We start from the raw sequence: 16,671 nt of genomic DNA on the forward strand, positions 1-16,671 counted from the left end.
CTACTCGGCGACGATCACCCTGACCTCACCGTCGGCCGCATCGGTCGGGTCGCCGGGGGCGACGAACCAGTGGGTGACCTCGCCGTCGGACAGGTCGTCTTCGACCGGGCCGCCGGGGAGGACCGACAGGGCGCCCGCGGTGGCCGAGACCAGGAATTCCTGGATGGCGGCCGGGCCGGAGGCGTGCGTGGTGAAGGTGGTGCATTCGTAGTCGACGTCGTGGGTGTCGCGCAGGGTCTTGGCGAGGGCGAGCGCGGCGCTCTGGGTGAGCGTCGAGTTCGCCTCCGCCGCGGCCAGCACGAAGGCGGGGTGGTCCTCGGACAGCGGGCGGACCCGGTCGGCGTAGGAGACGGGATGCGCCGCGGCGGCGGCGATCTCGGCTTCTACGTCGGGCAGGATCAGCCAGTCGCCCGCGACGCCGGCGACGGGAGCGTCGCTGATGCCGTAGGACGCACCGGTCGCGGCGATCTCGACGCCGGACAGCTCGCCCGCGAACAGGACCGCGGCGCCCGCCTTCTGGATGGCCCAGGCGGCGAGGACCGAATCCACGCTGCGCGGCAGCGAGATCGCGACAACATCGCCGGGGCCCGCACCGCGGGCGATGAGCACGCGGGCCAGCTGCGAGGACTTGCGATCCAGTGCGCTGTAGGCGATCTCGCTGTCGCCGCGGAGCAGGGCGGGAGCCTGCGGGTCGGCTTCGACGACCTCGCCGAGCACCTTGGCCACCGTCTGCGCACCAACGCCCGCCGTCGCGACCGGGGCCGAGACAGCAGCCGTCACACCGGATTCGGCGAGCAGCTGGGCGCGTTCGCCCGCGTCGAGGATGTCGATGTCGCCGACCAGGCCGGTCGGGTTGTCGAGCAGCTCGTCGAGCACGCGCAGCAGACGCGCGGACAGGGTGCGGACCTCGTCCTCGGTGTAGGTGCTGCGCAGGTAGCGCAGGGTGATCTCGATGGTCGACTCGGCCATCACCACCAGCGTGAGCGGGTAGTGGGTGGCGTCGTCGAGGCCGACACCGGTGACCTGCATGCCGTCGATCGAGCTCGCCGCGGTGACGGCGTCCTTGTCCATCGGGTAGGACTCGAACACCAGCAGCGTGTCGAACTGCGCGCCTGCCCCGGCCACCCGCTGGATGTCGGACAGGCCGACGAAGTGGTGGCTGAGCAGGTCGGCCTGCTCGGCCTGCACCCGCTTGGTCAGCTCCTCCGCGCTGATCCGGTCGTCGATCTGGATCCGCACCGGCAGGGTGTTGATGAACAGGCCGACCATCGACTCGACGCCGGGCAGTTCGGCCGGGCGACCGGACACGGTCGCGCCGAACACCACGTCGTCGCGGCCGGTGAGGCGGCCGACGACGATGCCCCACGCGGTCTGCAGCAGCGTGTTCACGGTGACACCGAGTTCGCCCGCGAACTTGCCGAGCGCCCTGGTGCGGTCGTTGTCGATCTCGACGATGACCTTGCCGAGTTCGTAGCGCTCCTCGGTGCGCGGCGCTGGCGCCAGCTGGGTGGGGCCTTCGACCCCGTTCAGCGCTTCGGCCCAGACCTGCAGCGACACTTCGCGATCCCAACCCGACAGGAAGGACAGGAAGTTGCGGTAGGAGGCCACGCGCGGCAGCGCGGTGAGGTCACCGTGCACCGCGTAGAGGACCAGCAGGTCGCGCATGAGCAGCGGCATGGACCAGCCGTCGATCAGGATGTGGTGCACCGTGATCGCCAGGTGGGACTGGCCATCGCCGGTCTTGTACAGACCGAAGCGGATCAGCGGAGCCGTGGCCATGTCGAACTGGTTGGCGCGGTCGGCGACCAGCAGCTGCTGCATGCGCGGCAGTCGCTCGTCCTCCGGCAGGTCGGTCAGGTCGACCTCGCGCCACGGGACCTCGAGCTCCGACATCACGACCTGCACCGGCTGACCGGCCGAGTCGGTGACGAACGCGGTCCGCAGGTTCGGGTACCGGTCGAGCACGGCCTGGGCCGCGCGCCGCAGCCGCTCGGTGTCGAGGGTGCCGGTCAGGTCGAGGACGGCCTGCACGGTGTACACGTCGACGGTGGCCGAGCTGAGCATGGCGTGGAACATCAGGCCCGCCTGCAGCGGCGAGAGCGGCCACACCTCGGCCAGGGCCGGGTAGTTGCCTTCCCACAGCTCGATGTCGGACTGATCGACCCGCACCAGCGGCATGTCGGACGGGGTGAAACCGCCCGCGTCGGCGCGCTGCGCGTGGGTGGCGAGCGCGGTCAGCGCCGCCACGAACAGGTCGGCGAACTCCTGGGCCTGGTCGGCGGTGAGCAGCCCGGTCGGGAACGCGATGTTCGCGCCCAGCTGCGGGCCCTCGTCGCCGTCGTTGACGATGGCGTTGATGTCCAGCGTCGCGTTGGCGGGCATGTCCAGGTCCATCTCGGCGTCGAGCTGACCCAGATCGGCCACCGGCACCCAGCCGAGTTCGGCCAGTTCGGCGGGGATCTCGCCCGCCGTCGCGCGACCGAGGTAGTTGAAGCTGATCTGGCCGACGCTCGGCAGATCGGCACCCTCGGTGGTCAGGTACTTGAGCATGCCGTAGCCGATGCCCTTGTCGGGCACGGCGAGCATCTGCTCCTTGACCGACTTGATCACCTCGCCGAGCACGGCGCCGCCCGCGAAGGCGTCGTCGAGATCGGCACCGGCCAGGTCGAGGCGGACCGGGAAGGCGGTGGTGAACCAGCCGACGGTGCGCGAGAGGTCGGCACCGGCGACGATCTCCTCCTGGCGGCCGTGGCCCTCCAGCTTGATCAGTGCCGCTGTACCGGATTCGTCACCGCGCCAGCGGGATACGGCCAGCGCGAGTGCGGTGAGCAGGCCGTCGTTGACGCCGCCGTGGTACAGGCCCGGGATCGCGGTGAGCACCGCGTCCGTGACCTCCGGCGACAGGGTGACCTGCACCCGGTCGACGGTCGCGAAGGTGTCGACCTGTGGGTCGAACGCCCGCGCGCCAAGGCGCGGATCGGCGGTGGCCGAGACCTCGCGCCAGAACGGCAGTTCCGCGCGACGATCGGTGGACTGCTCGACCAGGCTGTGCGCCCAGCGGCGCATCGAGGTGCCGTTGACGGGCAGCGTCACCGGCTGACCGGCGGCGATCTGGCCCCAGGCCATGCCGAGGTCCGGGATCAGGATGCGCCAGGAGACACCGTCGATCACGAAGTGGTGGCCGACGATGAGCAGCGCGTCGCGACGGCGCGGGCCGTCGGTGTTCTCGCCGAAGGCGAACCAGACGAACTGCACCATGGCGGCGTTCGCCGGATCGAGTCGGCCCATGGCCTCGTCGTATTCGACCGAAGCTTGCTTGGACAGCTGCTCGTCGGTGATCTCACCGGCCACCTCGATGCGACACACCAGCGCGGTCACGTCGACCTCGCCCGGCGCCAGCGCCTCGAAGACCCAGCCGTTCTCGGCATCCTTGGCCACCCGCGAGCGGAGCACATCGTGGTGGTCGAAGACCGCGCCGATGGTGGCGTGCAGGACCTCCTCGGTGATGTTCTCCGGCAGGCGCAGCACCATCGACTGGGAGAACCGGTCGTAGGTGGAGCCGCTGCTCAGGATCTGGCGCATGATCGGCAGCATCGGGATATCACCGACACCGCCGCCCGGCAGTTCCTCGAGCACGATCTGGTCGGCGTCGCCCGCGAGCACGGCGATCTCGGCCAGGCCTGCCACGCTGCGCTTCTCGAACACGTCGCGCGGCTTGAACAGCACGCCGCGGTCCTTGGCGCGCGAGACGAGCTGGATGGACAGGATCGAGTCACCGCCGAGGGCGAAGAACGAATCGTCCAGGCCGACCGCGTCGACACCGAGCACCTCGGCGAAGACGGTGGCGATGATCGCCTCGACTTCGCTGGTCGGCGTGCGGAACTCGCGCGGGGCGAGGACCGGCTCGGGCAGGGCGCGACGGTCGAGCTTGCCCGCGGGGGTCAGCGGGATCTCGTCGAGCACCATCACGGCGGCGGGCACCATGTGCGCGGGCAGCTGCTGCGCCGCGTACTCGACCAGGGTGGCCGGGTCGGCGGCCGCGCCGGGGGTGGCCCGCACGTAGGACACCAGGATGGTGGCGCCCGCGTCGGTGGTGCGGCCGATGGTGGCGGCGAACTCGACGTCGTCGTGCGCGGTGAGAACCGCGTCGACCTCGCCCAGTTCGATGCGGAAGCCGCGGATCTTCACCTGGAAGTCGTTGCGGCCCACGTACTCCACGACCGACTTGCCGTTGACGGTGCGCCAGGCGACGACGTCACCCGTGCGGTACAGGCGCTCGCCGTCGGCGTACGGGCTGGCCACGAAGCGCTCGGCGGTGAGGCCGGGGCGCGCGTGGTAACCGCGGGCCAGCGGGAGGCCGCCCAGGTACAGCTCACCGGCCACGCCCTCGGGGACCGGGCGCAGGCGGCTGTCGAGCACGAAGACGGTGGCGCCCGCGATCGGGCCACCGATGTTCATGGTGTCGCCGGGCAGCAGCGGGTCGGACAGGTTGGTCGCGATGGTCGCCTCGGTCGGGCCGTAGGCGTTGTAGAACCGGTGGTGCGCCGGGTCGGTGCCCGCGCTGTGCCAGTTCGCCACCAGGTCGACGGGGGCCTTGTCGCCACCGACGATCAGCGCTTCCACGTCGGCCAGCGCCGCGGGCTCCATCGACGCCGCGACCAGCGGGGTGAGGAACACGTGGGTCAGCTGCTGGCCCACGATGATCTCGGCCAGTTCCTCGCCGCCGACCACGCCGACCGGCGTGATGACGAGAGTGCCCGCCGAGCCGACCGCGAGCAGGAATTCGAGGATCGACGCGTCGAACGACGGCGACGCGAACGCCAGGGTGCGCGCGTGCTTACCGAGCCCGAACTGCGCCACCTGGGCAGCGGCGAAGTTGGCCACACCGGTGTGGGAGACGACGACGCCCTTGGGCAGGCCGGTCGAACCCGAGGTGTAGATCATGTAGGCCGTGTTGCCGGTCCGGACGGCATCCTGGCGGTCCACGTCGGTGATCGGCGCGGCGGACTGCTCGGCGATCTCGGCGTGCAGCGCCGCATCGTCGAGGACCAGCCAGTCGCCCAGGGCGGGCGCGGGCAGGTGATCGACCTCGGACGACACCGTGATGCCCAGTGCCGCACCCGAATCCGACATCATGTGCGCGATGCGCTCGGCCGGATACTTCGGATCGACCGGCAGGAACGCGGCACCGGACTTGATGACGGCCCAGATGGCCAGCGTGGTTTCGAGCGAACGCTGCATGGCGATGGCGACGACCGTCTCCGGTGCCGCACCACGCTCGATGAGCACGCGGGCCAGGCGCGATGAGGCCGCGTCCAGCTCGGCATAGGTCAGCGAGCGAGCCTGACCCGACTGCGCCGCCGCGAGCCCACTGGACTCGCCCGCACCTACCTCTTCGCCCGCGCGCTGCGACTCGTCCGCATCCGGCGTGCCGGTCGCGGTGAGCGCGCGGACCAGGCCGGTGTCGACCGATTCGCCGGGCGCGACGATCGCCTGACCGGCCGGGTTGGTCGCCACGGCCTGGGCAAGCAGCTCGGGCAGGGTGCTCGTCGACGCGGCGGGACCGCCGGTGCGGGTGAGCAGTTCGGTGCGCTCGGTGCCGTCGAGGAGTTCGAGATCGCCGACCGGGGTGGTGGTGTCGGCGACGACCTCGGCGAGCAGACGCTGGAAGCGCTGCGCGAACGTCTCGACCGTCGACTGGTCGAACAGGTCACTGGCGTAGGAGAACTCGGCGTAGGCGCCCGCCTCGTCACCGGCCTGCGCCTCACGCACGGTGAGCAGCAGGTCGAACTTGGCGGTGTCGACGTCGAAGTCGACGGCCGAGACCGACAGGCCCGGCAGCTCGAAGCTCGCGTCGGGCAGGTTCTCGAACGACAGCGCCACCTGGAACAGCGGGTGCCGCGCGGTGGAGCGCTCGGGGTTGAGCAGTTCCACCAGGCGCTCGAACGGGATGTCGGCGTGCGCGAAGGCGGCCAGGTCGGCTTCCTTCGCCTGGGTCAGCAGCTCGGCGAAGCTGAGCTGGCCGCCGACCTGCGTGCGCAGGGCCAGGGTGTTGACGAACATGCCGATGACGTCGTCGAGTTCGGCCTCGCCACGACCGGCGATCGGGGTGCCGATGACGATGTCCTCGGTACCCGACATGCGCGCCAGGAACACCGCGAGGGCGGTGTGCACGACCATGAACAGCGTCGCGTTCTGCTCGCGGGCGATGGCGATTAGTCCGGCGTGGATCTCGGTGCCGATCGGGAACAGCACCCGGCCGCCGGCGAAGGACTGCGTGCTCGGACGCGGCCGGTCGAGAGGCAGGTTCAGCTCGTCGGGGACGCCGGCGAGGGCGCGCTTCCAGTAGTCGGCCTGCTGGGAGATCAGGCTGGCGTCGTCGGCCTCGGAGCCGAGGACGTCGCGCTGCCAGACGCTGAAGTCGGCGTACTGCACCGGCATCGGCGCCCAGCCCGGGCGTTCCCCGGCGGCGCGGGCGGCGTAGGCCACCATCACGTCGCGGGTCAGCGGGCCCATGGACCAGCCGTCGGCGCTGATGTGGTGGGCGACGAAGACGAGCACGAACTCGTCGTCCGCGACCTGCATCAGCTTCGCGCGCAACGGAACTTCGTCGAGCACGTCGAAGCCTGCGGAGATCAGCGCGGCGATCCTGTCGCGAACCTGTTCGGGCGCAACGGTTTCCGGCGTCAGATCCGGAACATTGCCCTCGACCGGCAGGATCACCTGGTGCGGCGTGCCGTCCGTGGACGGGTACACCGTGCGCAGGGTCTCGTGCCTGGCCAGCACATCGGCGACCGCGAGCTGCAGCGCCTCGACATCCAGCGCGCCCGACAGGCGGACGGCGACCGGGATGTTGTTCACCGCGGAGCTGGTGTCGAACTGGTTCAGGAACCACATGCGCTGCTGCGCGAGCGAGAGCGGTACCTGCTCCGGGCGCGGTCCGGCGACCAGCGCGCGCCGCCCACCGGCGCCCGCACCCTGCTCGACCTTCACCGCGAGACCGGCGACGGTGGACGCCTCGAACAGCAGGCGCACGGGCACCCGGCTGTCCAGGGCGGCACCGAGACGGGCCGCGACCTGCGTGGCCAGCAGCGAGTTGCCGCCGAGGGCGAAGAAGTCGTCGTCGGCGCCGACGCGCTCGGCGCCGAGCACGTCCGCGAACACGGCCGCCACGATCTCCTCGATCGGGGTGGACGGCGCGCGGAAGGCCTGGGCCTCGAACTCCGGCTCCGGCAGCGCCTTGCGGTCGAGCTTGCCGTTGACGTTGAGCGGCAGCGCGTCCATGACGACGAACGCGGCGGGCACCATGTACGACGGCAGCCCTGCGGCGAGCGTCGACTTCACCTGCGCGACATCGATATCCATGCCGACCAGGTACGCGACCAGGCGATCGCCGGTGCGCGGGTCGGACTTCGCGATGACGGCGGCCTGGGCGATCTCGGGCAGCGCCAGCAGCGCGGCCTCGATCTCGCCGAGCTCGATACGGAAGCCGCGGATCTTCACCTGGAAGTCGGTGCGGCCGCGGTAGTCGAGCTCACCGTTGTGCCAGGCCACCAGGTCACCGGTGCGGTACATGCGGGTACCGGGGGTGAACGGGTTGGCGACGAAACGGTCGGCGGTCAGGTCGGGGCGGCCGAAGTAGCCGCGCGCCAACTGCGCGCCGGCGAGGTACAGCTCGCCCGCGACGCCGTCCGGCACCGGGCGCAGCCGCGCGTCGAGGACGTACACCTGGCTGTTCCACTCGGGCCCACCGATGGAGACCGAGCCCTGGTCCGCGGCGTTCACCCGATGCGAGGTGATCGAGACCGCGGCCTCGGTAGGGCCGTACAGGTTGAACAGCTCGGTGCGCGGGAACGCGGTGCGGAACCGCTGCGCCAGCGAACCGGGCAGCGCCTCACCGATGGCCAGGACCCGCCACAGCGAATCGGGCATGCCTGCGGCCAGCAGCGCGTCGAGCATCGACGGCACCACGTGCAGCGTGGTGACCCACTCGCGCGACATCAGTTCGTTCAGGTACGCCGGATCGCGATGGCCGTCGGCCGAGGCGATGACCAGGCGGCCACCGCAGACGGCGGCCGACCAGAACTCCCAGACCGAGAGGTCGAAGGTGGCGGCGGTCTTCAGCAGCACCGCGTCGGCGGCGTCCATGCCGAACTCGATCAGCTTCCACTGCAGCTGGTTGGCGATGGCGCCGTGCGGCACCGCGACACCCTTCGGGCGTCCGGTCGAACCGGACGTGAAGATCACGTAGGCGGTGTGCTCCGGACGCAGCGGCTCGGTGCGCTCCGCATCGGAAACCGGTGCGGCGCCGACCTCGTCAAGCTCGAGCTCGTCGATGCGCACCAGCGGCGCGACATCGGTGTCGAACTCGGCCTCGGCGTTGGTCAGCACACAGACCGGTGCCGCCGTCTCGAGGATGTAGTTCGTGCGTTCGGCCGCCTGATCGGGGTCGACCGGCACGTACGCGCCACCGGACTTGCTCACCGCGTACATCGCGACGATCAGGTCCACCGAGCGGCGCAGCGCCAGCGCGACACGGGCCTCCGGGCCGACACCCAGCGAGATCAGGTGCCGCGCGAGGCGGTTCACCTTCGCGTCGAGTTCGGCGTAGGAGAGCTGGGCGCCGTCGTCGGTGACCAGGGCGGTCGACTTCGGATCGGCGGCCACCGTCGCGTCGAGCAGCGAGACCAGGGTGGCCTCGGTGTCGACGCGGTAGGCGGTGGCGTTGCGGGCGTCCAGGATCTGGGCGCGTTCGGCCGGTGCGAGCAGTTCGATGTCGCCGACCGCGGTGCGCGGGGTGGCGACGATCGCGCCGAGCAGGCGGACGAACCGCGCGACGAAGCCCTCGACCGTGGCGTGGTCGAACAGATCGGTGGCGTAGGTGAAGATGCCCGAAATGCCTTCGGGCTCACCGGCATCGCCGTAGCGGTCGGTGGCGATCAGGTGCAGGTCGAACTGCGACAGCTGGGAATCGATGTCGAGACCGGACACCGTCAGGCCCGGCAGTTCCAGGGTGGCGCGGCTGAGGTTCTGGAACGACAGGCCGACCTGGAACAGCGGGTGACGCGCGGTGGAGCGGACCGGGTTGAGGACCTCGACCAGACGCTCGAACGGCACGTCGGCATTGGCGAACGCCGCGATGTCGTCCTCACGCTGGCGGGCCAGCAGCTCGGTGAACGCCTCGTCGCCGTCGACCTTGGTGCGGAACACCAGGGTGTTGACGAACATGCCGATCATGTCGTCGAGGGCGGCCTCGCCACGACCCGCCATCGGGGTACCGATGGCGATGTCGTCGGTACCCGAGAGGCGGGCCAGCAGCACCGCGAGCGCGGTGTGCACGACCATGAACAGCGTCGCGCCCTCGGCGCGGGCCAGCTCGACCAGCGCGCGGTGGGTGTCGGCGTCGATCTGGACGTCGACCTTGCTGCCGGCGAAGGTCTGCACGGCCGGGCGCGGGCGGTCGGCGGGCAGGTCGAGCTGATCGGGCAGGTCAGCCAGGGCCTGCTTCCAGTGCGCGACCTGCTTGGACGCCATCGAGTCCGGATCGTCCTCGCTGCCGAGCAGTTCGCGCTGCCAGATGCTGTAGTCCGCGTACTGCACGGCCAGCGGCGCCCAGCCGGGCTCCTGGCCGGTGGAGCGGGCCGCGTAGGCGGTCATCAGGTCGCGGGTCAGCGGGGCGACCGACGAGCCGTCACCCGAGATGTGGTGCACGACCATGGCGAGCACGAAGTCGCCGGAGATGGTGCGGGCGGGCCCGAAGACCGAGCTCGGCGCCGCCGGTTCGGCATCGGTGTTCTCGGCGCGGAACAGCGCGACCTTCAGCGGCACCTCGACGGTGACGTCGAAGATGGTCGACATCAGTTCCGCGACAGCCGATTCCATCTCGCCGGCGGCCACGGTGCGCTCGATCAGTTCCGGCGCGGCCTGCGCGGGCGACAGGATCACCTGTGCCGCACCGGCTTCGGTCTGCGGGTACACCGTGCGCAGGATCTCGTGGCGCGACACCAGGTCGGTGATCGCGGCCCGCAGCGCGGCCACATCGAGGTCGCCGGTGAGGCGGACCGCGACGGGCACGTTGTAGGCCGCCGACTGGGTGTCGAAGCGGTTGAGGAACCACATGCGCTGCTGCGCGAGCGAGAGCGGGATGTGCTCGGGACGCGGACCGGCGGTGAGCGCCTTGCGATCACCGGTCTCGGCGTGCTGCTCGATACGGTGCGCCAGCGCGGCGACCGTGGACGCCTCGAACAGCAGGCGCACCGGAATCCGGGTGTTCAGCGCCTCACCGAGGCGGGCGGCGACCTGCGTCGCCAGCAGCGAGTTACCGCCCCAGGCGAAGAAGTCGTCGTCGAGACCGAAGCGCTTGTCGGCGCCCAGTCGCAGGACCTCGGCGAAGGTGGCGGCCACGAGCTGCTCGCTCGGGCTGACCGGCGCGCGGAACACGGCCTTCTCGACCTCGGGCTCCGGCAGGGCCTTGCGATCCAGCTTGCCGTTGGCGTTCAGCGGCAGGGCGTCGAGCTGCAGGAACACGGTCGGGACCATGTAGGACGGCAGCTCGGCGGCCAGCGCGGAACGCAGGGCCAGCTTGTCGACCTCGGCACCGGCGACGACGTAGGCCACCAGGCGATCACCGACGACGGGGTCGGTGTGGGCCAGCACCGCGGCGGAGGTGATGTCGGCCTGCCGCAGCAGCGCGGCCTCGATCTCGCCGAGCTCGATGCGGAAGCCGCGGATCTTCACCTGGAAGTCGGTGCGGCCGCGGTAGTCCAGTTCGCCGTCGGCGTTCCAGGCCACCAGGTCACCGGTGCGGTACATGCGCTCGCCGATCACCGAGAACGGGTCGGCGACGAAGCGGTCGGCGGTGAGATCCGCGCGGCCGTAGTAGCCGCGGGCCAGCTGGGCGCCGGCCAGGTAGAGCTCACCGGAGACACCGACCGGCACCGGACGCAGGCGCGAATCCAGCACGTAGACACGGCTGTTCCACTCCGGCGCACCGATCGACACCGACACCTGGTCGGCATCGGTCACCGCGTGGCTGGTGATCGAGACCGCGGCCTCGGTCGGGCCGTAGAGGTTGAACAGTTCCGCGGTGTTGGCGGTGCGGAAGCGCTGCGCGGTGGACGCGGGCAGCGCCTCACCGATGGCCAGCACCCGGCGCAGCGTGCGCGGCAGCGCCGCACCCGACTCGGTGAGCAGTGCGTCGAGCATCGACGGCACCACGTGCAGCGTCGTGACGCCGGTGGCCCGCATCAGGTCGTTGAGGTAGGCCGGGTCGCGGTGACCGTCGGCGGTGGCGACCACCAGGTGGGCGCCCGCGACGGCGGCGGTCCAGAACTCCCAGACCGAGAGGTCGAAGGTGGCTGCCGTCTTGAGCAGCACCGCGTCGTCGGCGCCGATACCGAATTCGGCCGTCTCCCACAGCAACTGGTTGACGATCGCGCCGTGCGAGACCGCGACACCCTTGGGCTTGCCGGTGGAACCGGACGTGAAGATCACGTACGCGGTGTTCGCGGGCACCAGGGCGCCACGGCGCTCGGTGATCGCGGCCGGGCTGACGGCGCTCAGGTCGAGCTCGTCGAGGACGACCACTTCGGCCGCCGCCGTGCTGAACTCGGCGTTCGCCGTGGTCAGCACGACCGCGGGCGCGGCCGTCTCCAGGATGTAGTCGGTGCGCTCGGCGGGCTGATCGGGATCGATCGGCACGTAGGCGGCGCCGGTACGGGCCACCGCGTACATCGCGATGATCAGTTCCGCGGAACGGCGGATGGCCAGCGCCACCCGATCCTCGGTCCCGATACCCAGCGAGATCAGGTGCCGGGCAAGGCGGTTGACCTCGGCGTCGAGCTCGGCGTAGGTCAGCTCACGGCGACCGTCGACCTCGTCGACAACCAGCGCGACGGCATCCGGAGTGGCCGCCACGGTCGCGTCCAGCAGCGACACCAGCGTGGCGTCGGTGTCGATCGCGTGCGCGGTGTCGTTCCACGCGGTGACGATCTGCGTGGACTCCGGCGCGGTGAGCAGGTCGATATCGCCGACAGGGACGGTCGCGTCGGCGGCGACCGCGTCGAGCACCAGCAGGAAGCGGTCGGCGAAGCTCTGGACCGTCGACTCGTCGAACAGGTCGATGGCGTAACCGAATTCGGTGACCAGCTGGGCCGGTGCGCCGTCGTCGGTGTAGCGGTCGTAGAGGGTGACGTGCAGGTCGGTCTTGGCCAGCTGCGAGTCGTAGTCGACGGCGCTGACGGTCAGGCCGGGCAGTTCGAAGGTGGTGTCGGCCAGGTTCTGGAACGACAGGCCCACCTGGAACAGCGGGTTGCGCGCGGTGGAGCGCACCGGGTTGAGCACCTCGACCAGGCGCTCGAACGGCACGTCGGCGTTGGCGAAGGCTTCCAGGTCGCGTTCGCGCACATCGGCCAGCAGCTCGGCGAACGAGGCCGCCGGGTCGATGGCGGTGCGGAACACCAGGGTGTTGACGAACATGCCGATCAGGTCGTCGAGTTCGCGCTCACCACGGCCCGCGATGGGGGTGCCGACCGCGATGTCGTCGGTGCCGGAGAGGCGCGCGAGCAGCACCGCGAGGGCGGCGTGCACGACCATGAACAGCGAGGCGTTGTTGGCCCTGGCCAGCTCGTGCAGCGCGGCGTGGCGCGCCGGATCGATCTCGAAGCGGATCGCCTTGCCCTGGAACGACTGCGCGGGCGGGCGCGGCCGGTCGGCGGGCAGTTCCAGCTGATCCGGCAGACCCGCGAGGGCGTTGCTCCAGTACGCGACCTGCTTGGCGGCGAGCGATTCCGGGTCGGTCTCGTCGCCGAGGACCTCGCGCTGCCACAGCGCGTAGTCGGCGTACTGCACCGGCAGCGGCGCCCACTGCGGGGCCTCGCCCTGCACGCGGGCCACGTAGGCGGCCATGATGTCGCGGGCCAGCGGGCCCATCGACGAACCGTCGGCGGAAACGTGGTGCACGGTGAACGCGAGCACGTGGTCGGTAGCCGACAGCTTGAACAGCGCGACCTTGAGCGGCACCTCCTCGGTGACGTCGAAGGTGGTCATCGCGAATTCGATGACGGTGCCGAGCAGCTCGGCCTCGTCGACCTCGATGTGGTGGACAACGGCGCGGCTCTGCGAGATCGGCAGGATCACCTGGTGCGGGCCGTCGGCCGAGCGCGGGTAGGTGGTGCGCAGCATCTCGTGCCTGGCGAACACGTCGCCGATGGCCTGCTCGAGCGCGGGCACGTCGAGCTCGCCGGTGAGGCGGACGGCCAGCGGGATGTTGTCCACCGCGGAGGTGGAGGTGTCGAACTGGTTGAGGAACCAGTAGCGCTGCTGGGCGGGCGAGAGCGGGATGATCGCGGGCCGCTCCCCCGCCGTCAGGCGCGGGCGGGTCCGGCCGGAGCCCGCGTTGTGCTCGGCGCGGGCGGCGAGCGCGGACACGGTGGACGCCTCGAACAGGTCGCGGACCGAGAGCTGGGTGTCCAGGGCCGCGCCGATGCGGGCGGTGACCTGGGTGGCCAGCAGCGAGTTGCCGCCGAGTTCGAAGAAGTCGTCGTCGGCGCCGACGCGGGTCACGCCGAGCACGTCACCGAAGGTGCCGGCCACGATCTCCTCGATCGGGGTCGACGGCGCGCGGAACACCTTGGCCTCGAACACCGGCGCCGGCAGCGCCTTGCGGTCGAGCTTGCCGGAGGCGTTGAGCGGGAAGGCATCCAGGATCACGAACGCGGTGGGCACCATGTAGGTCGGCAGCGCGCCGCCGAGTTCGGTGCGCACGGCATCGAGGTCGATGCTGGCACCGGCAGCGGGGATCAGGTAGCCGACCAGCTGGTCGCCGAGGCGCTCGTCGGAGCGGACGACCACGACCGACTGGGCGATCGACGGCAGCGCGGTGAGCGCGGACTCGATCTCGCCGAGCTCGATGCGCAGACCACGCAGCTTCACCTGGAAGTCGGTGCGGCCCAGGTATTCCAGCTCGCCGTCGGTGGTCCAGGTGACGAGGTCACCGGTGCGGTACATGCGGGCGCCGTCCTCGCCGAACGGATCGGCGACGAAGCGGTCGGCGGTCAGGTCCGGACGGGCGACATAGCCGCGCGCCAGCTGGATACCGGCCAGGTACAGCTCGCCGGGCACGCCGACGGGCACCGGGTGCAGGCGCGAATCCAGCACGTACACCTGGGTGTTGAAGACCGGGGCGCCGATCGGCACCGAGGTGGTGTCGGCGTCGGTGACCTCGTGGAAGGTGACGTCGACCGCGGCCTCGGTGGGGCCGTACAGGTTGTGCAAGGCCGCGCCGGTGAGCGCGCGCAGACGCTGGGCGGTCGGTGCGGGCAGCGCCTCACCGGAGGCGAAGACCAGGCGCAGGCTGCTGCTGGTCTGCCTGCCGTCGGCCAGGGCGACGGCGGCGGACTCGGCCAGCTCGGCCACGAACACCGACATCATCGACGGCACGAAGTGCGCGGTGGTGACGCCTTCGGTGGCGATGATCTCGGCCAGGTACGCCGGATCTCGGTGACCATCCGGCTTGGCGACGACCAGACGCGCACCGATCTGCAAGGGCCAGAAGAACTCCCACACCGACACGTCGAACGTGGCGGGGGTCTTCTGGAGGACGACATCGGCGTCGGTGAGTCCGTAGGCGGCCTGCATCCACACCAGACGGTTGACGATCGCGCCGTGGCTGACCGCCACACCCTTCGGACGACCGGTCGAACCCGACGTGAAGATCACGTACGCGGTATTCGACGGACGCAGCGGGGCGATCCGCTCGGCATCGGTGACCGGCGCAGCCGAGTAGCCCGACAGATCCAGGCTCTCGATGTTCAGCGCGGCGGTCGAGCCGGCGTCGAATTCGTCACGCGCGGTGGTCACTACGCAGACCGGCGCGGCGGTCTCGAGCACGTAGTGGGTGCGCTCGGCCGGGTGGTCGGGGTCGAGCGGCACGTACGCGCCACCGGCCACGCTCACCGCGTACATGCCGATCACCAGGTCCAGCGAGCGGCGCATGCCGAGCGCGACCATGGTGTCGGGGCCGACGCCCTGGGCGATGAGGTGGCGAGCCAGGCGGTTCACCTTCGCGGCGAACTCGCCGTAGGACAGACTCGTCCCCTCGAAGGTGAGGGCGGTCGCGTTCGGGCTGGTCAGCGCCTGCGCCTCGAACATCGACACCAGCGTCGCGGCCTGGTCGACCGGGTGCGCGGTGGTGTTCCAGTCCGTGACAACCTGGCGGTACTCGGCCGGGGCCAGCAGCTCGACCTCGCCGATCGCTCGATCCGGCGCGGCCACCACGGCGGTCAGCATCCGCACCATGCGCTGCGCGAGGCCCGCGATGGTGTCGGCGTCGAACATGTCGGTGGCGTAGGCGAACTCGGCGGTCATGCCGTCGGCGGAACCGTCGGCGCGGTGCCGGTCGGCCAGGTTCAGGTGCAGATCGAACTTGGCGGTGACCACGTCCAGCGGCACGCCCGCGACCTCGAGGCCCGGGAGCTCGAAGGAGGCCTCGCCGGTGTTCTGGAACGACAGCATCACCTGGAACAGCGGGTGACGTGCCTGCGAACGGGCCGGGTTGAGGATCTCCACCAGGCGCTCGAACGGCAGGTCGGCGTGGCCGAAGGCGGCCAGGTCGCTTTCCCTGGTCTGCGCGAGCAGCTCGGTGAACGTCTGGGCCGGGTCGACGCCGCTGCGCAGCACCAGCGTGTTGACGAACATGCCGATCGCGTCGTCGAGGACCGCTTCTCCACGGCCGGCGACGGCGGTGCCGATGGCGATGTCGTCGTTGCCGGACAGGCGGGCGAGCAGCGCCGCGAACGCGGCGTGCACGACCATGAAGAGGCTGGCGCCGTGTTCGCGGGCCAGCGCGTTCAGGCTCGCCGCCAGTGCCGGGTCGATCGAGAACTCGTGCACACCACCGCGGTTGGAGGCCACGGCCGGACGCGGGCGGTCGGCGGGCAGGTCGAGCTGATCGGGCAGGCCTGCCAGGTGCTGGGACCAGTACGCGACCTGCTGGGCGATCATCGAGGACGCGTCGTCCTCGGCGCCGAGGGTCTCACGCTGCCACAGCGCGAAGTCGGCATACTGCACCGGCAGCGGCGCCCAGCCCGGCGCCTCACCGCGCGAGCGCGCGGCGTAGGCGATCATCACGTCGCGGGCCAGCGGGCGCACCGACCAGCCGTCACCGGAGATGTGGTGCACGACGAAGACGAGCACGTGGGTGTCGGGGGTCGAGCCGTCCATGGAGCCCGCGACGCGCAGCAGCGCGGCACGCACCGGGACCTCGGCGGTCACGTCGAACCCGGCGAGCACCAGTTCGCTGATCCGATCGCGAATCTCGTCCTCGGCGACCGTGATCGGGGTGAGCGCGATCGGCATCTGGCCCGCGGGCAGCACGACCTGCACGCCCTGGCCCTCGGCGGTCTCGGGGTAGACGGTGCGCAGCACCTCGTGCCGGTCGACCACGTCGGCGACGGCCTGACGCAGGGCGTCGATATCGAGGTCACCGGTCAGGCGGACGGCGAGCGGGATGTTGTTGACCCCGGTCGCGCTGTCGAAGCGGTTGAGGAACCACATGCGCTGCTGGGCCAGCGAGAGCGGGATCTGCTCCGGGCGCGGCCCGGCGACGAGCTCGCGGCGGCTGCCGCTGCCCGCGTGCGATTCCACCTTGACGGCCAGCGCGGCGACCGACGG

Annotated in this window: 1 protein-coding gene (cut by a window edge); it reads right to left on the reverse strand. The window is 70.8% G+C overall.

Annotated features, from left to right (window positions below):
• Positions 1-16,671, reverse strand: the 3' portion of a protein-coding gene (locus ACWF9G_RS18050) for a non-ribosomal peptide synthase/polyketide synthase (RefSeq protein ID WP_452516528.1). The gene runs 27,222 nt beyond the window's last position; only the last 16,671 of its 43,893 coding nucleotides appear in the window; the start codon falls outside the window, past its right edge; it ends in the stop codon at positions 1-3.

The organism is Nocardia sp. NPDC055029, assembly GCF_053608525.1.